Annotated in this window: 13 protein-coding genes; 7 read left to right on the top strand and 6 right to left on the bottom strand. The window is 72.0% G+C overall.

Annotated elements, in window-relative coordinates; all coding sequences use genetic code 11:
• Nucleotides 1-3: 3 nt before the first annotated feature.
• Complete coding sequence (locus tag Vau01_RS25505; protein WP_203997093.1) at nt 4-1,992, top strand: hypothetical protein; 1,989 nt, start codon at nt 4-6, stop codon at nt 1,990-1,992.
• Here Vau01_RS25505 and Vau01_RS25510 read toward each other — a convergent pair.
• The 3 genes from Vau01_RS25510 to Vau01_RS25520 are packed head-to-tail and all read right to left on the bottom strand — an operon-like array spanning nt 1,973 to nt 6,806.
• A complete protein-coding gene (locus Vau01_RS25510; RefSeq protein ID WP_203997094.1) occupies nt 1,973-3,580 on the bottom strand; it encodes a phytoene desaturase family protein in 1,608 nt (535 codons plus the stop codon). The genes Vau01_RS25505 and Vau01_RS25510 overlap by 20 nt on opposite strands.
• Nucleotides 3,573-5,684: an acetate--CoA ligase family protein gene (locus tag Vau01_RS25515; protein ID WP_203997095.1), complete on the bottom strand. Its 2,112-nt coding sequence runs from the start codon at nt 5,682-5,684 to the stop codon at nt 3,573-3,575. The genes Vau01_RS25510 and Vau01_RS25515 overlap by 8 nt, the downstream gene beginning before the upstream one ends.
• Before the next feature lie 21 nt (nt 5,685-5,705).
• Nucleotides 5,706-6,806, bottom strand: a complete 1,101-nt coding sequence (locus Vau01_RS25520) for an ABC transporter ATP-binding protein (RefSeq protein ID WP_203997096.1) — start codon at nt 6,804-6,806, stop codon at nt 5,706-5,708.
• Between the two features lie 56 nt (nt 6,807-6,862).
• On the opposite strand from Vau01_RS25520, the gene Vau01_RS25525 reads away from it, so the two are divergent.
• Nucleotides 6,863-7,498 (top strand): TetR/AcrR family transcriptional regulator, encoded by a 636-nt coding sequence (locus Vau01_RS25525; protein ID WP_203997097.1) that lies wholly within the window; start codon nt 6,863-6,865, stop codon nt 7,496-7,498.
• A 68-nt stretch (nt 7,499-7,566) separates the two neighbouring features.
• Nucleotides 7,567-8,733, top strand: coding sequence for an acyl-CoA dehydrogenase family protein (locus Vau01_RS25530; RefSeq protein ID WP_203997098.1), 1,167 nt, complete (start codon nt 7,567-7,569; stop codon nt 8,731-8,733).
• 100 nt (nt 8,734-8,833) lie between these two features.
• Here the strand turns inward: Vau01_RS25530 and Vau01_RS25535 are convergent, their stop codons facing one another.
• From Vau01_RS25535 to Vau01_RS25545, 3 genes are read right to left on the bottom strand one after another with little or no spacing between them, the layout of a single operon-like run.
• Entirely contained in the window at nt 8,834-9,679 is an 846-nt protein-coding gene (locus tag Vau01_RS25535) for an ABC transporter permease (RefSeq protein ID WP_203997099.1), read from the bottom strand.
• The gene (locus tag Vau01_RS25540) at nt 9,676-10,563 is read right to left on the bottom strand and encodes an ABC transporter permease (RefSeq protein WP_203997101.1); all 888 of its coding nucleotides are present in this window, start codon (nt 10,561-10,563) and stop codon (nt 9,676-9,678) included. Before Vau01_RS25540 ends, Vau01_RS25535 begins: the two co-directional genes overlap by 4 nt.
• Entirely contained in the window at nt 10,560-11,792 is a 1,233-nt protein-coding gene (locus Vau01_RS25545; protein ID WP_203997102.1) for a polyamine ABC transporter substrate-binding protein, read from the bottom strand. Before Vau01_RS25545 ends, Vau01_RS25540 begins: the two co-directional genes overlap by 4 nt.
• A 59-nt stretch (nt 11,793-11,851) precedes the next feature.
• Between Vau01_RS25545 and Vau01_RS25550 the strand changes: the two genes are divergently transcribed.
• From Vau01_RS25550 to Vau01_RS25565, 4 genes are read left to right on the top strand one after another with little or no spacing between them, the layout of a single operon-like run.
• Complete coding sequence (locus Vau01_RS25550; protein ID WP_203997104.1) at nt 11,852-13,465, top strand: phytoene desaturase family protein; 1,614 nt, start codon at nt 11,852-11,854, stop codon at nt 13,463-13,465.
• A complete protein-coding gene (locus Vau01_RS25555) occupies nt 13,462-14,619 on the top strand; it encodes an aromatic ring-hydroxylating oxygenase subunit alpha (RefSeq protein ID WP_203997105.1) in 1,158 nt (385 codons plus the stop codon). The genes Vau01_RS25550 and Vau01_RS25555 overlap by 4 nt, the downstream gene beginning before the upstream one ends.
• 1 nt (nt 14,620) lies before the next feature.
• The gene (locus Vau01_RS25560) at nt 14,621-15,982 is read left to right on the top strand and encodes an aspartate aminotransferase family protein (protein ID WP_203997106.1); all 1,362 of its coding nucleotides are present in this window, start codon (nt 14,621-14,623) and stop codon (nt 15,980-15,982) included.
• Entirely contained in the window at nt 15,982-17,340 is a 1,359-nt protein-coding gene (locus Vau01_RS25565) for an aminobutyraldehyde dehydrogenase (RefSeq protein ID WP_203997108.1), read from the top strand. Before Vau01_RS25560 ends, Vau01_RS25565 begins: the two co-directional genes overlap by 1 nt.
• Nucleotide 17,341 lies beyond the last annotated feature (1 nt).

Here is a 17,341-nt window from a genome sequence, read left to right on the forward strand (position 1 = left end):
AAGATGGCATGTCTGGTGGTGTCGGCGTTACTGGTGACGACACTCGGTGTCGGCGCGGGTCCGGCGCACGCGTCGGGCAACACGTGGTACGACCGCTACGCGGCGATGGACGCCGCGCTCGGCGACAGCGTCTCGGCCAACAGCGCCACGCTCGCCTGGAGCGAGAGCTACCGGCTCCGGAGCTACCTCGACGTGTACCGGCTGACCCGCGACACCGCCTGGCTCGACCGGCTGGTCGGCCGCGTCGACGCGGTCGTCGCCGGCGCCGACGACATCGACAACGACGGGTTCCTCGGCTGGTCCACGTCGCGGTACTCGCCGCCGGAGCTGGCGAACACCGGCTTCGAGACGGCCACCTCCGGTGACTCGACGATGGCGGCCAACTGGGTGCGCTGGCAGACGACCAGCGCGAACGCGCACCGGACCACCGACCACGCGGCCGGCTCGTACGCCATCCAGATCGACTCCGACGGGCAGCTGTGGCGCAAGGTCTACCAGCGGCTGGGCGCGTACGAACCGAACACGGTCTACGACCTGCGTTTCAGCGCGAAGACCAACGGCTCGGACGCGCGCGGCCGGATCTACGTCATCGACCAGACGGCCGACGTGATCCTGTGCTCGGCCACCGTCACGAACACCGCGTGGGCGGCGTCCACTGTGGAGTGTCGCAGCCCCGCCGCGGCCGGGCACACGCTGGAGGTGTGGCTGGGACACGACAACTACCGGGTCGCCGGGGGCCGGGCCTACTTCGACGACGTGAGCATCAGCGCCCGCGTGCCGTACATGGTGCACGACGGGATGGTCGGCTCGACGATCGCGCAGTTCGTCCGGCTGGCGCAGCGCACGCCCTCGTTGCCGGACCGGTACCGCGAGAAGGCGGCGGCGTACCGGGCGTTCCTGGAGACCGAGATCGTGCCGCGGTGGGAGTCCAGCGCGTACCTCGGAAACTCGTGGGTCTCCTCGGCCGGCACGTACCGGCAACCGCCCAACGTGGACACGTTCGCACACACCCGGCCGTCGCCGGACCACCTGCCCTTCAACCAGTCGCTGGCGTACGCCCAGATGCTGCTGGCGCTGTACCAGGTGAACGGCAACGCCACGTATCTCGCCCGGGCCCGGGGCGTCGCCACGTACTTCAGGAACGCGTTGACGCTCACCGGTGACCGCTACGTCTGGCACTACGCCCCGTACAGCAGCGGGATCGAGGACACCTCGCACGCGAACATCGACGTCGGCGCGGCCCGCGAGTTCTACGAGGCCGGTCAGGTGTTCACGGCGACGGACATGCAGCGCTTCACCAACTCGCTGACGAAGGCGATGTGGAACGGCTCGCTGACGGCCCCCGTGGTGCGCCGGAACGTCGACGGCACCGGCGACGACTCGTACAGCATCTACCTCGTCGAGTGGGCCGAGTACGCGCAGTGGGCGAAGGACATCCTCCCGATCGTCGCCGAGCAGTACCGGAATCAGACCGGCAACAGCCCGTACACGATGCTGGCGCTGTCGCGCATCATGAAGTGGGACCGGTCCAAGGTCGTCAACCAGGGCTTCGAACTGGCGACGAGCTTCGACGCCACCCAGCCCGCGCAGTGGAACCGGATCGGCTCCACCGCCAGCACCGCGTTCCGCGACTCGGCCAACGCCTTCGAGGGCACGTACGGGCTGACGATCCGCTCGGTGGCCGGCGCCGCGCAACAGGTCAACCAGACGTGGGAGGGCTGGCGGCCGGCCAGCCGGTACACGCTGACCTTCACCGGCAAGGCCACCGGCGCCGCCGGCGGCCGGGTGCGCGTCGTCGACGAGACCACCGGGGCGACGCTGGCCGACGTGACGTTCACCGACATCGACTGGACCACGACGTCCGTCGAACTGACCTCGCCCGCGGCGAGCGGCGACGTGGCCCGCGTCTACATCGGCAACGCCGACCCCGCCGCCGCCGGCACCGCACACGTCGACGCGATCAGCCTGCGGGTCAGCGGCGACGCGTGGTGACACCGCCGATATCAGCCAGCACCGCGCGGGCCGCGTTGCGTCCGTTGAGGGCGATGACGCTGCCGCCCGGATGGGTGGCCGCGCCGCACAGGTAGACGCCGGGGATCTCCGTGCGGGGGCGGAGCCGGTTGGTCCACATCTGGTCGGGGCGGACCTCGCCCTGGAAGATGTGGCCGCCGGTCAGCCCGGTCCGGGCCTCGATGTCGGGCGGGCCGAGGACCTCGTAGCTTTCGAGGCAGTCCGGGAAGTCGGGGGCGAACCTGGCGACGAGGTCGATGAACTGCCGGGCCACCTCGTCGCGCCGGGCCTCCCAACCGCCGGTGAGCGCATAGGGCGCGTACTGCCCGAAGATGCTCATGAGGTGACGGCCCTCGGGGGCCGGCGTCGGGTCGTGACCGGTCTGCACGTAGATCTCGCCGAAACCGACCGCCGGCTCGCCGGCGTCGCAGGTGGCGAACGCCCGCTGGGCCGCGTCGAGTCCGGTGGTCACGTCGACCACGCCGAGCGCCATGAACGTCTCACCGGGGGCGGCGGTCCAGGACGGCAACCGGTGCAGCGCCGCGTTGAACTTCACGACCGGGCTGCGGATGTCCCACTCCTCCAGGCGCGTGCGGTAGGGCGCCGGAACCGCGTCCCGGGGCAGCATGCCGAGCAGCCGCTTCGGGTCGGCGTTGCTGACCACGCGGCCGCACCGGATCAGCGTGCCGTCGTCGAGCCGCACGCCCTCGCCGGGAAGCACCTCGGCGACGGCCAGCCCGGTCGCCAGCACCGCACCGGCGTCGCGGGCGGCGTCGGCGATCGCGAAGCTCACCATGCCCATGCCGCCGCGCACGTAGCCCCAGACGGCGCCGTGGCCGAGCACCTCGCCCGCGAAATGCATCAGCTTGACGGCGGCGGTGCCCGGGTCGCGCGGCCCGGCGTACGTGCCGATGATGCCCTGGCCGAAGAGCGCGTCCTTGAGTCGCTGGTCGGTGACGAACTCGTCGAGCACGTCGGAGATGGACGCCTCGAACAGCACGTCGCACATGAGCCGCTCGTGCCCGAGCAGTTCCTCCAGTTCGGCCCGGCCCGGCGCGTCGACCGCCCAGGTGTCGACCGCGCCCTTGCGCAGCCGGATCCGGATCTGGTCGAACAGGTCCTCGTAGGCGACGTACCCGTCGATGTCCTTCTGGCTGAAACCCAGTTCCCGCAACCCGTTCAGCGTCCGGTCGTGGTCCATCCACTGCGCGAAGGCGGTGCCGTCGTCGTACGGGATCCACAGCTGCGGGTCGGCGAGATACACCTCCAGGCCACGGTCGTGCAGGCGCAGTTCGTCGATGACGGTCTGGTCCAACAGCCCGATGACGTACGCGCACGGGCTCACCACGTACCGCTGGTCCGGAAACGGTCGGTCCAGCGTGGCCGCGCCGCCGAGCCGGCTGCGCGCCTCGAGGACCAGCACCGACCGGCCGGCGCGGGCCAGGTACGCCGCGCACGTCAGTCCGTTGTGGCCGCCGCCCACCACCACGACGTCCCAGTGGCGCGCGGCCAGCTCGGCCACCGGTGCGGGCAGTCCGACCTCGCCGAGACGGGCCGCGATGTCATTCATGGTGGGTCCTCCCGGAAAGCCTGCGGGCGACCGCGTCGACGACGGTGGCGCCGTCGGGGCGGGCGATGACGGGGTTCAGTTCGATCAGGGCGAGATCGGCCTTTTGGGCCAGCTCGGCCAGGCGCAGGGCGAGGTCGCCGACCGCGTCGAGGTCGACGCCGGCGTGCCCCCGTCGGCCGTCGAGCAGGGGCGCGGCGCGGAGCCGGCGCAGGCGGTCGCGGACCGTCGGGCGGTCACCCGGCAACGGGACGAGCACCGCGTCGTCGAGCACCTCGACCCAGATCCCGCCGAGCGCGAGCACGAGCACCGGCACCAGCCCGTCCCGGCGCACCGCGATCATCAGCTCGACCCCGGGCGGGCACATCGACTCGACCAGCACCGGCGTGCCGCTCCGACCGGGCAGCCCGCGCAGGTGCCGGAACGCGGCCCGGACCGCTGCGTCGCCGTCGACGCGGAGGAGCAGCGCGCCGGCGTCGCTCTTGTGCCGGAGGTCGGGCGCGCTGAGCTTCAGCGCGACCGGGCCGCCCAGGCGCCGCGCGGCGGTGACCGCGGCGTCGGCGTCGGTGACGAGGTGACCGGGCGGGGTGCGGATGCCGGCCGCGCGCAGCAGGTCCTTGGCCTCGTGCTCGGACAGCCAGTCTCCGGCCGAGTCCCCGGTAGAGCCCGCGGCCTTGGCGGCCGACCTCGCGGCCGCCTCGGTGGTCGCCGCGATCGCGCGCAGGCGGGCCGCGTCGGCTGCTTGTGGATGCAGGACGCCCGCGCAGCGCACGCCCTCGCGCAGCCCCGCGACCGGCACGACGCCGGCGTCGACGAGCAGTTCGGCGACCGGTTCGGGCAGCAGCTCGGGCAGCGTCGACGCGAGCAGCACCGGCTTGCACAGCCGCTTCGCGCCGGCCATCACACCGGCCAGCGCGCCGTCCCAGCTCTCCGCCGCGTCCGGGTCGAGGTCCGCCGGCCGGTCGTAGTACACCAGCACGCTGCCGACGGCCGGGTCCGCGCCGGCGTGCGCCACCAGGTCCGCCGTCGGCTTGACCGCGCCGAAGATGACCGCCGTGTAGTCCAACGGGTTCGCGACGGTCGCGGTCGCCGGCAGGACCGTGCGCATCGCCGTCACCGTGGAGGCCGCCAACGCCGGCAGCGGGACGCCGAGCCGGTGCGCCTCGTCGGCGGCGATCGCGGCGTCGCCGCCCGAGCAGGTCACGATCACCGTGCCGGCGCGCGGTGCCGGCCGGGCGTAGCCGAGCGCCTTGGCCAGTTCGAGGAGCTCGTGCGGGTGGTGCGCCCACACGCCGCCGGCCTCCTCCACCACCGCGCGCAGCACCCGGGCGTCGCCGGCGACCGAGCCGGTGTGCGACGCGGCGGCGCTCGCGCCCAGCGGGCTCGTCCCGGCCTTGAGGACGACCACCCGCACGTCGCGTTCGGCGCACCGGGCCAGCGCGCGTAGCAGTTTCGCCCCGTCGCCGTCGGCCTCCAGGTACAGCGCGACGGCGCGCACGTCCGGGAACCGGACGACGGTGTCGAGGTAGTCGGCGGCGTCCAGGACCGCCTGGTTGCCGCACGAGACGACGGTGTGCAGTCGCAGCGCCCGGGTGCTGGCGAGCGCGTTGACCGCCACGTTGCCGCTCTGCGAGATCAGCGCGATCGGGCCGGGGCGTTTGAGTGTGCACGCGTCACCCCACATCGGCGCCCGGGCGGTGACCGAGACGATGCCGTTGCCGTTCGGTCCGCAGACCGGCAGCCCGTACCGCAGCGCCGTCTCGCGCAGCCGGGCCTGCGTCGGTCGGCCGCCGGGCGTCTCGGCGAACCCGGCGGCGAAGACGACGGCGCCGCCCGCGCCGATGTCGCCGGCCTCGGCCAGCAGGCCGGGCACCGAGGCGGCCGGCGTGGCGATGACCACGGCGTCCGGCGCCGTCGGCAGATCGGCCAGGCGGGGCACGCAGCGCACGCCGTGAACGGTGGACGCCGTCGGATGGACGCCGAACACCTGGCCGGGGAACCGGTTCGCGACGAGGTTCGCGACCGCCTGGTTGCCGTACGTGCCCGGCCGGCTGGACGCCCCCACGACGGCGACCGAACGGGGTGCCAGCAACCGGCTCAGGTCCACGTCACCAAACTGATTGGTGAGTCAGTCAGTTGTCAAGGCCATCGCCGGCGCCGTCCCTTCCTGCGCCAGCAACCGCACGGCCGCCGGCGGCAGGAACAGCGTCACCGGCTCGCCGGGCCGGAGGTGGTCGTGGTCGGCGTCGTTGACGAGCATGACGTGCACGGCCGGCCCGTGCGCGAGCCGGACCAGCACCTGGCTGGTGGCACCGATGTACACGAGCCGGTCGACGATCGCCGGCACGCGGTTGTCGCCGGTCAGGCCGGCGGCCTCCAGGCGGACCCGCTCCGGCCGGATCACGATGCGGCCCGGCCCGGTACGCGGATCACCCACCGGGGTCGCGGCGACGGTGAACTCGCCCAGCCGCACGCTCTCCGCGCCCAGGCAGGTGACCTCGAGCAGGTTGGTCAGGCCCAGGAAGTCGGCGACGAACTCCGTGTCGGGCGTCTCGTACACGTCCCTGGGCCGGCCGCACTGCACGACCCGCCCGTGGTCCATGACGGCGATCCGGTCGGAGATCTCCAGCGCCTCCTCCTGGTCGTGCGTGACGAAGACGAACGTCGTGCCGACGGTGCGCTGGACCGCGGCCAGTTCGGCCCGCAGGGTCTTGCGCAGTTTGGCGTCGAGCGCGCCGAACGGCTCGTCGAGCAGCAGCACGGACGGCCGGCACACCAGCGCGCGGGCCAGCGCGACGCGCTGCTGCTCGCCGCCGGAGAGCTGGGCCGGATTGCGGCCGGCGAGCGGGGACAGCCGGACGAGGTCGAGCGCCTCGCCGGCTCGGGTGCGCCGCTCGGCCTTGCTGACGCCGGTGCGCCACCGCAGGCCGTACTCCACGTTCTGCGCCACGGTCAGGTGCGGGAACAGCGCGTAGCTCTGGAAGACCGTGTTGACCGGGCGCAGGTGGGCCGGCGTGCCGGTGAGATCCCGGCCGTCGAGCCGGACCCGGCCCTCGGTCGGCGCCTCGAACCCGCCGATCATCTGAAGTGTCGTGGTCTTCCCGCATCCGGACGGCCCGAGCAGCGAGAAGAACTCGCCCGCGGCGATCGTCAGGTCGATGCGGTCGACGGCGACCGTGGTGCCGTGAACCTTGCGCAGGCCGTCGAGTTCGAGCATGCCGCCCTTCATGGGCGCAGTGTAGGCGCCTGACTGAACGACCAGTAGGTCCGAGATATGGTTCTCCTGTGGCAAAACAGGAACACGGGGGGAACGGCCGGTCGGGCCAGACCGACCGGCGGCGCAGCGAGCTGCTCGAAGCGGCCCGCCAGGTCGTGCTCGACCGGGGCATGGCGAGCGCCCGGATCGCCGACGTCGCCAAGGCGACGAACGTGAGCGGCGGGCTGGTCCACTACCACTTCGCCACCAAGGACGAGCTCATGGCGGAGATGCTGCGCGCGTCCAGCGAGGCGGAGCGCACGCAGCTTGCCAAGATCGTCGACGCCCCGGCCGATGCCATCGACCGGCTCGACCGCGTGATGCGGTACTACATCCCGAGCACCCGCAGCGACCAGAGCTGGATCCTGTGGATCGAGGCGTGGGCGGCCGGCCTGCGGACGCCGGTGATGCGCACGATCCTGCTGGAGCTGGAGCGCGCGTGGCTGAAGGCGCTCGAGCGGGTCATCCGCGACGGCGTGGCGGCGGGGGAGTTCACCTGCCCCGATCCGGCCGCCGCCGCCGAGCGCCTCGACGCGCTGCTCGACGGGCTCATGGTGCGCAACACCGTGCACCCCGGCGCGATCCCACGCAAGCGGTTGCTGGAGCACGTGCGCACGGCGGCGGCGCGCGAGGTCGGCCTGCGGCGCGAGGACTTTCCGGCCTGACGCTTGACACGCCGTCGCCGAGTGGATTGACTGAATGGCCAGTCAGTTCCGTCTCCGGGGGAGCGCGCATGGCGCCGCTGGTCCAGCTGTCCGCCGAGCAGGAGCTCCTCGCCGACCGGGCCCGCCGGTTCGTCGACGACGTGCTGTTGCCGCACGAGGTCGCCGCCGAGCAGGCCCGGGGCCGGCTGCCCACCGAGGTCGTCGACCGCATCCGGGCCGAGGCACTGGCCGCGGGGCTGGCCGGCGGACGGCATCCGGTCGAGCACGGCGGGCAGGGCTGGTCGACCGTCGACTACGTCGCCGTGCACGAGCAGTTCGGCCGCTGCACCAACGGGTTGTGGTGGTGGATCCCCGACGCGTACAACGTGCTCGGCGCCGGCACCGCCGAGCAGGTCGAGCGCTACCTGGTGCCGTCGTTACGGGGCACCGCGTCGCTGTCGTACGCGGTCACCGAGGAGCACGCGGGCTCCGACCCGTCGGGCATCCTCACCACCGCCCGACGCGACGGCGACGGCTGGGTGATCGACGGCGAGAAGTGGTTCGTCACGAGCGGCGACGTGGCGACCGCGCACATCGTCGTCGCGAACGCCGAGGGACACGGGCCGACGCTGTTCATCGTCGACGCCGACCGGCCCGGAGTGTCCATCGTGGACGATCCGCCGTTCACCCACTCGTTCCCGCACGGGCACCCGACGATCCGGTTCACCGCGGTCCGGGTGGGGCCCGACGCCGTCCTGGGCGACCCCGGCGCCGCCGAGACGCTGCAGCAGGCGTGGTTCGTCGAGGAGCGGCTCGGCATCGCGGTGCACTGCGTGGGCGCGATGGGGCGGCTGCTGGAGGAGGCCGTCGAGTGGGCCACCAAACGCGAGCAGGGCGGTGCCCGCATCATCGACCACCAGGGCGTCTCGTTCCCGCTCGCCGATTCGGCCGCCGACGCCGCGGCCGCGCGGCTCCTGGTGTACGAGGTGGCGGCGCTGGCCGACGGCGGCGCCGATCCGAAGGTGGTGCACGCCAAGGCCTCGCTCGCGAAACTGTTCGCCAGCGAGGCGGCCTACCGCTGCGCCGACCGCGTCGTGCAGACCTTCGGCGGACGCGGCTACGTGCGCACCTACGCCGCCGAACGGTTCCTCCGCGAACTACGCGTCGACCGCATCTGGGAAGGCACCAGCGAAATCCAGCGCCTCGTGGTCTCCCGCGCCCTGCAACGCCGCGGCGTCCGCACGGTCATCGCCTGACCCCACCCCAACCCTCACGAGTCGATCTTGCAGTTGTGGTGCCTCACAAAACCGGGCAATGGCGGGCGATCCTGGCACCACAACTGCAAGATCAACGGGGTTAGACGTCGATGGAGGCCATTTCCTTCAGGGCGGAACCTGAGCCGGACGCGCCGGAGCGGCGGCGGAGGACCAGCCAGGCCAGCACGATGGCGAGCGTCGAGCCCAGGAGGAGGAGGGCGGCCAGGGCGTTGAGGGCCGGGGTCGGTGCGGTGCGGGCGACCGAGTAGAGGCGGATCGGCACGGTGGCCGACGACGCGTCGACGGACAGGAAGGCGCTGATGACGAAGTCGTCCATCGAGGACGCGAACACGATCAGCGCACCCGCGACCACGGCCGGGTACAGCAGCGGGAGCAGCACGGTCCGCACGGCCTGCAGCCTGGTCGCGCCCAGGTCGCGCGCGGCCGCCTCGTACTCGGGCCCGACGGAGGCCAGCCTCGCCCGCACGATGACGACCACGTACGAGATCGAGAACGTGACGTGGCCGAGCACCTGTGCGGGCCGGCCGAGCGGGATGACCGTGTACAGGTTGGTGAACACGAGGAACAGGGCGCTGCCGAGCACCAGTTCGGGCGTGGCGAGCGGAACCAGCATAAGGCCGTTGGCCGCCCGGCTCGTCCGGCCGCGCCAGCGGGCCAGCCCGAGCGCGAGGGCGACACCGAGCGGCGTCGCCACGAGCGTGGTCAGCAGCGCGAGGACGACGCTGTTGAACAGCGCGTGGCGCAGGCTCGGGTCCTCCGCGACGGAACTGGGGTCACAGCAGTACCACCGCGTCGAGAAGCCCTGCCAGGTGCTGCGGGAGCGGCCGGCGTTGAAGGAGAACTGGATCGCCAGCAGCACCGGCGCCAACGACCAGACGACGTACAACCACGTCAGCGCGGCGAGGACGATCGGGCGGCGCTTCACGCGGCCCGGTCCGACCGCTGCGAGGAGATCAGGTAGTAGGCCATCAGCACCATGAGCATCGCCGACATGATGAGGACCAGCGACGCGCCCAGGTCCTGGCGGGAGCCGCCGAGCAGGTACAGCTCGATCTGGTTGCCGACCATCGTCGTGCGGGGCGAGCCGGACACCAGGGTGTTGGTGTAGTAGTCGCCGAACATCGGCAGTGCGGTGACGACGCAGGCGGTCAGCAGGCCCGGCCGGCTCAGCGGGAGGGTCACGTGGAAGAACGTCCGCACCCCGCCGACGCCGAGATCGCGCGACGCGTCGAGCAGCCGCCCGTCGATGCGGTCGAGGGTGGCGTACAGCGGGACGATGAAGAACGGCACGTAGCCGTACACCAGCGCGAAGATCACCGTGTACGGCTGGCCGGACAGCCACCGCACCGCCGGCAGGTGGAGGAAGGTCAGCACGTCGTTGACGTATCCGTCGTTCTGCAACAGGCTCAGCCAGGCCAGCATCCTGGTGAGGTAGTTGATCCACCACGGCGCGAGGATCAGCCCCAGCAGCAGTCCCCGGTACCGGCCGGCGTGGCGGGCGAGATAGTAGGCGATCGGGTAACCGATCACGACGCAGATCATCAGGGCGACCGCGACGAACACGAGCGTGCGCACGAAGACCGGCCGCAGGTCACCGGCGACGGTGCTGCGGACGGCTTCGACGAACGTCGTGGTGTCCCAGTACGTGGGGTTCCACTCCGGCACGGTCGAGCCGAACAGCGGGTCGCGGTAGCCGAAGGCGACCGCCGCGATCGAGTAGAACGGCACCACCAGAAAGGCCAGGAGCCACAGGGTTCCCGGTGCCGCGAGCGCTGCCCACAGCCGCTCGCGGCTCCGGGCTCGACTCACCGGCCGGCCTTGAACTTCGCCCACTCGTCCAACCACAACCGGTCGCCCGTCGGTGACAGCTGCAGCTCCTGGAGGCCGTCGCGGTAGTGCGCCGGGCTGATGATCGCGTTGGCCAGGTTCTCCGCGACCACCTCGTCGGCGATCATCTTCTCCGGGGTCACCACCGACAGCGCCGGCTGGTAGCCGGTGAAGCCGAAGTTCTCCAGCGCGATGTCGTTGTCGATCATGTGGTTCAGGAAGGCGTGCGCGAGCACGGGCTTCTCCGCCGACCGGGGGATCGCGATGGTGTCGGTCCCCACCGGGCCACGGCGGTCGGCCGGGAACCAGTACCCCAGCACGTCGACGGCGGCATTCTGACCCAGGTACGACTGGGCGTTGACGGCGTCACCCGACCACGCGTGGTGCACCGTCGCCGCGCCCTCGGCGACGGTCTGGTAGCCACCGGAGGCCACCTTCACGTTCACCGCGCCGACGAGCTTCATCAGGTCCTCGCCGGCGGCCTTGATCACGGCGGGGTCCTCGGTGTTCAGGTCGGTCTTCCCGACCCGCAGCATCGCCAGCGACAGTCCCTCCCGGGCGTCGTCGAGCACGTACGTCTGACCCTTGTACGCCGGGTCCCAGATCAGGTCCCACCCGTTGGCGGGCACCGCCGTGACGCGGTCGGCCCGGTACAGGACGCCGGTGGTGTACGCGGTGTACGGCACGGTGTACCGCGATCCCTTGTCGTAGAACGGGTCCTGCAGTTCGGGCCAGGCGTTCGTCAGGTTCGTCAGGTAGCTGCGGTTCAGCGGCTGCAGCAGTTTGCCCGCGACCAGTTTGCCGACGATGTCGGGCGTGGGGAAGTACACGTCGAACGCCGTGCCGGCGGTGCGCAGCTTGGCGATCGCCTCGTCCTGCGTCGTGAACGTCGTGACCTCGACCGTGACGCCGTGCTGCTCCCCGAACGCCTTCGTGACGTCGGGCGACAGGTACTCCGGATAGTTGAAGATCTTGAGCGTGCCGCCCTTCTCGGGCGTCAGGCCGTCCTTGATGGCCGGCACGTCGGAGTGCAGCGGGAGCGTCGCGGGCTTGTCCGGACGGCTGAGCGCGACCTGGTCGGTCGGCGGATCGGACTCCGAGCGGCGCTTGCCGCAACCGGCCAGCGCGCCCGTACCCGCGGCCGCGGCGAGTGCGCCGAGAGTGAGGAACTGCCGACGGGAACCGCGGTTCTCCCTAGGGTGGAAAGTCATGTGAAGGGCCGCCTCATGATGCTTGCCAAACTGACTGGTGATTCAGTTAGTCTGTCGATATGAGGCGCCGGTCACAAGAGCCAGACCGTGAGTGTTCGGCGATCGTGATCGGCGGCGGGCACAACGGTCTGGTCGCCGCGGCGTACCTCGCGCGGGCCGGCCTGCGTCCGCTGGTGCTCGAGGCGCGCGACAACACCGGCGGCGCCGCCACCACCGAGACGCCGTGGGGCCCGGAGTTCAAGGTCACCGCGCTGTCGTACGTGATGAGCCTGATGCCACCCACGGTCATCGACGATCTCCGGCTGCGCGAGCACGGCTACCGGGTCGTCCCGATGGGTCCGTCGTTCGCGCCGTTCGACGACGGCCGCGCGCTGCTGCTCACCGAAGACCCGGTGGCCGACCACGACGAACTGGCGGCGTTCTCGAAGGCCGACGCCGAGGCCATGCCCCGGTTCGACGCGTGGCTGCGCGGCGTCGGCGACGTGCTCGCCCCGCTGCTGCTGCGCACCCCGCCGCGCGTCGGTTCGCGTCGCCCGGGTGACCTGATCGACCAGTTGCGCCTCGCGTGGGGCCTGCGCGGCCTCGACGTCCGGCGCTCCGCCGACGCGGTGCGGCTGTTCACGATGAGCGTCTCCGACGTGCTGAACGAGTGGTTCACCTCGCCGGAGATCAAGGGCCTGATGGCCGTCAACGGCATCATCGGCACCTGGGCCGGCCCGGAGGCACCGGGCACGGCGTACGTGATGATGCACCACACGATCGGCGACATCGGCGACGGCAAGATGGGCGGCTGGGGGTACCCGGTCGGCGGCATGGGCGCGGTGTCGGCGGCCATCCGCAGGTCGGCCGAGTCGTTCGGCGCCACGGTGCGCACCGGCTCGCCGGTCGAGCGGATCCTCGTCGAGGGCGGTCGCGCCGTCGGCGTCGCCACCGGCGACGGCCGGGAGTTCCGGGCCCCGATCGTCGTCGCGGCCACGCACCCGAAGCTCACGTTCCTGCGTCACCTCGACCGGTCCGAACTCCCGGCCGACTTCGTCACCGACATCGAACGGCTGCGTACCCGCAGCGGCACTGTGAAGATCAACGTGGCGCTGGCCGGGCTGCCGCGCTTCGCCGCGCGCCCCGACCTCACCGACTACTCCGGCGCCATCGAACTGGCCCAGTCGCTCGATTACCTGGAACGCGCTTTCCAGGACGCGCGGGAGGGGCGCGCCGCCGCCCGGCCGTTCGCCGACACCGTCATCCCGTCCACAGTGGACGATTCGCTCTGCCCGCCCGGCTCCCACGTGATGTCGATGTTCACCCAGTGGGTGCCGCACACATGGGCGAGCGAGCCGCAGCCGGACGAGCTGGCCGCGTACGCCGACCGGGTCATCGGCGAGTTCGACAAGCACGCGCCGGGCTTCGCCGACCTGATCCTGCACCGCCAGGTGATCGGCCCGCACGAGATGGAACACGAGTACGGGTTGATCGGCGGCAACATCTTCCACGGCGAGCTCTCCCCGGACCAGTTGTTCCACCTCCGGCCGGCGCCGGGCTACGCCGACTTCACCACCCCGATCCGCGGTCTGTACCAGTGCTCGAGCGCGACCCACGGCGGCGGCGGGGTCACCGGGATCGCCGGCTACCTGTGCAGCAGGCGCATCCTCAAGGACGGCAGGAGACGCCGATGATCCCGCTCGATCCCGACGAGGTCCGCAAGAGCCTGGACGGTACCGGCACGATGCTGCCCGCCGGCGCCTACACCGACGAGGCGGTCCTCGCGTGGGAGCGGCGGGTCCTCCTCGGCGGCGGGTGGGTGTGCGTCGGACGCGGCGCCGACGTGGCCGAGCCGCGGTCGCGGCGGGCGGTGCCGCTGGACGACGCGGCCGTCCTGCTCGTGCGCGGCGAGGACGGCGTGCTGCGCGGGTTCCACAACACGTGCCGGCACCGGGCCCACGAACTGCTGCCCTGCGGCGCGACGGCGACCGGACGCTTCATCGCCTGCCCGTACCACAACTGGACCTTCGCCCTCGACGGGAGCCTGCACAAGGTGCCGGCCGAGCACCGGGACGGCCTCGACACGGAGGCGTACGGGCTGGTGCCGGTGGCCGTCGCCGAGTGGCAGGGCTTCGTGTTCGTCAACGCCGACGGGTCGGCGCCCCCGGTGTCGACGTACTTCGCCGGGCTCGACGAGCGGCTCGCGCCCTACGGCATCGACCGGCTCGTGGTGGCCGCCGAGCACGTCTACGAGCTGGAGGCCAACTGGAAGCTCGCGGTCGAGAATTACCACGAGTGCTACCACTGCCCGTCGATACATCCGCAACTGTGCCGGGTCTCGCCGCCCGACAGCGGCGAGATGTTCGCCAGCGACGGCATGTGGATCGGCGGAGACATGGATCTCGGCGACGGCGTGGAGACGATGTCGGTGTCCGGCGCCAGCCCCGTCGGACCGATGCCCGGTGTCACCGGCGCCGCGCGGCGCGAGGTCCTGTACCTGCACCTGGTGCCGACCATGCTGCTCAGCCCGCACCCCGACTACGTCCTCACCCATGTGCTGGAGCCGCTGACCGCCGGTCGTACCCGGATCCGGTGCCAGTGGCTGTTCCCGCCGGAGGTGGTGGCCCGCGACGGCTTCGACCCGGCGTACGCGGTGCAGTTCTGGGACATCACCAACAAGCAGGACTGGGCCGCGTGCGAGAGCGTCCAGCGCGGCGTGCGCAGCGCCGGCTACCGGCCCGGTCCGCTGTCGGCGGAGTCCGAGGACGGGGTGGCGCAGGCGATCGGCGTGGTGGCGCGCACCTACCTCGACGGCCGGCTGCCCACGACCGTCCACGTAGGAGGGTGACATGCCGGCGGACCTCGACGTCCTCGACGGCCTCATCGCGGTCCAGGAAAAGATCTTTCTCGCGCGGACCGGGGAGTCGCAAAGGATCCGGCACGAGTGTGCCGACGTGCTGCCCGGTGGCGTCGTCTCGAACTGGCAGGACGCGCCGCCGGGGGCGGTGTGGATCGACCGCGGCAGCGGGTCGCGCGTGTTCGACGTCGACGGTACCGAGTACGTCGACCTGCACGGCGGGTTCGGGGTCGGCGTCGTCGGGCACGCGCACCCCGCCGTGGTCGCCGCCGTCTCCGACCGGGTGCGCAAGGGCACCCACTTCGCGCAGCCGACCGCCGACTCGGTGGTGGTGGCCCGCGAGCTGGCCCGCCGGTTCGCGTTGCCGATGTGGCGCTTCAACAACTCCGGCACCGAGTCCACAATGGACGCGATCCACCTCATGCGCACGGCCACCGGCCGCCCGAAGATCATCAAGGTCGAGGGCAGCTACCACGGGCACCACGACAGCGTTCAGGTCTCGGTGTACCCGACGGCCGAGGCGGCCGGGCCCTTCGACCGGCCGAACTCCGTACCGTCCGGCACCGCGGTGCCCGAACCGTTGGTGGCGTTGACCGTCGTGGTGCCGTTCGGCGACCTCGCCGCCGTCGAGCGGGTGCTCCTCGAACAGCCCGACGCGATCGCCGGCATGATCGTCGAGCCGGTCATGATGAACGTCGGCCTGATCCCGCCGCCGGCCGGATATCTCGACGGCCTGCGCTACCTGCTGCACCGGCACGGCGCGTACCTGGCGTTCGACGAGGTGAAGACCGGGCTCGGGATCGCGGCGGGCGGCGCGGTCGAGTGGTCCGGCGTCGTGCCGGATCTGATCTGTCTGGCCAAGGCGCTCGGCGGCGGGCTCCCGTGCGGCGCGATCGGCGGCACCCGTGCGCTGATGGGCCTCATCACCAGCGGCGCGTACGAACAGGTCGGCACGTTCAACGGCAACCCGTTGACGATGGCGGCCGCCCGCGCCGTGCTCACCGAGATCCTGACCGACGACGCCTACGACCACTTCACGACGCTGCGCACCACGATGGTCGACGGCGCGACCGACATCCTGCGCCGCTACGCCCTGCCCGGTCACGTGCGCGCGTACGGCGCGAAGGGCGCGGTCATCTTCCACGAGCGGCTCGCCCACTACCGCGACTTCCTCGCCTACCCCGACCAGTGGGGCAACGCGCACTGGCTGTACCAGCACAACGGCGGGGTCTTCCTGCCGCCCTGGGGCAAGTGCGAACAGTGGACGGTGTCCGTCCAGCACAGCGTGGCGGACGTGCGGGTCTTCCTGTCGAACCTCGACCGGCTGGCCGCCGACGTGAGCGCCGGCCGCTGATGGACAGTGTGGTCGATCCCGCCACGGGGGAGACGATCGCGGAGGTTCCCCGCACCGCCGACGTCGACGCGGCCGTCGACGGCGCCCGCACCGCGTTCGAGGACTGGCGCCGGCGCACGCCGGCCGAACGGTCGACCGCGCTGCTGCACCTGGCGGAGCTCGTGCTGGCCGACGCGGCCGGCCTGACGGAGGTCGAGTCGCGCAACGTCGGCAAGCCGATCGCCGCCACCCCGGAGGAGATCGACTTCTCGGTCGACAACCTCCGGTTCTTCGCCGGCGCCGCCCGGTGTCTCGCCGGGCCGGTGGCGGGGGAGTACGTCGGCGGCGCGACCTCGATGGTCCGGCGCGAACCGGTGGGCGTGGTCGCGGCGATCACGCCGTGGAACTACCCGCTGATGATGGCGGTGTGGAAGCTCGGCCCGGCGATCGCCGCCGGCTGTGCGGTGGTTCTGAAACCCTCCGAGCTGACGCCGCTGAGCACGCTGCGCCTGGCCGACCTCGCCGCGAAAGCGTTGCCGCCGGGGGTGTTCACGGTCGTGACCGGTGCCGGCCGGCTGGGTGCCGCGCTCGCCGCGCATCCGGGCGTCGACATGGTGTCGGTCACCGGATCGGTCCGCACCGGCCGGGCGGTCGCGACGGCCGCAGCGCCGACGCTCAAACGGCTGCACCTCGAACTCGGCGGCAAGGCGCCGGTCGTGGTGTTCGACGACGCCGACGTCGAGGCCGTGGCGGCGGGCGTGCGGGCCGCCGGATACGGCAACGCCGGTCAGGACTGCACCGCCGCCTGCCGCGTCATCGCCACGCCGGGCGTCTACGGAAAGGTCGTCGAGGCGGTGACCGCGTCGGCGGCCTCGCTCGTGGTCGGCGACCCGCGCGACCCCGCCACGGAACTCGGCCCGCTGGTGAGCCGCACCCACCGCGACCGGGTGGCCGGCTTCGTGTCCCGGGCCCTGTCCGCCGGCGCCACCGCGACCACCGGCGGCGGCGCGCTGGACGGGCCGGGCGCCTTCTTCGCACCGACCGTGCTCGCCGGCGCCGACCAGCGTTCCGAGATCGTCCAGAACGAGGTGTTCGGGCCCGTCGTCACCCTGCAGCGGGCCGCCGACGAGGAGGACGCGCTGCGGCTGGCCGCCGACGTCGAGTACGCCCTCGCGGCGAGCGTGTGGACGTCCGACGCCGGCCGGGCGATGCGCGCGGCGGCGCGGCTCCGTTTCGGCGCGGTGTGGGTCAACGACCACATCACCGCGGCGTCGGAGATGCCGCACGGTGGATTCCGGCTCTCCGGCTACGGACGCGACATGTCCACGGCCGCGCTCGACCACTACAGCGAACCGCGACACGTGATGGTGAGGTGGTAAC

This window comes from Virgisporangium aurantiacum, from assembly GCF_016863635.1.
GTDB lineage: Bacteria > Actinomycetota > Actinomycetes > Mycobacteriales > Micromonosporaceae > Virgisporangium > Virgisporangium aurantiacum.

Coding starts and splice junctions, on each gene's coding strand:
- Vau01_RS25505 (WP_203997093.1), top strand. CDS start 4: ATGGCATGTCTGGTGGTGTCGGCGTTACTGGTGACGACACTCGGTGTC.
- Vau01_RS25510 (WP_203997094.1), bottom strand. CDS start 3,580: ATGAATGACATCGCGGCCCGTCTCGGCGAGGTCGGACTGCCCGCACCG.
- Vau01_RS25520 (WP_203997096.1), bottom strand. CDS start 6,806: ATGAAGGGCGGCATGCTCGAACTCGACGGCCTGCGCAAGGTTCACGGC.
- Vau01_RS25530 (WP_203997098.1), top strand. CDS start 7,567: ATGGCGCCGCTGGTCCAGCTGTCCGCCGAGCAGGAGCTCCTCGCCGAC.
- Vau01_RS25545 (WP_203997102.1), bottom strand. CDS start 11,792: ATGACTTTCCACCCTAGGGAGAACCGCGGTTCCCGTCGGCAGTTCCTC.
- Vau01_RS25550 (WP_203997104.1), top strand. CDS start 11,852: ATGAGGCGCCGGTCACAAGAGCCAGACCGTGAGTGTTCGGCGATCGTG.
- Vau01_RS25555 (WP_203997105.1), top strand. CDS start 13,462: ATGATCCCGCTCGATCCCGACGAGGTCCGCAAGAGCCTGGACGGTACC.
- Vau01_RS25560 (WP_203997106.1), top strand. CDS start 14,621: ATGCCGGCGGACCTCGACGTCCTCGACGGCCTCATCGCGGTCCAGGAA.
- Vau01_RS25565 (WP_203997108.1), top strand. CDS start 15,982: ATGGACAGTGTGGTCGATCCCGCCACGGGGGAGACGATCGCGGAGGTT.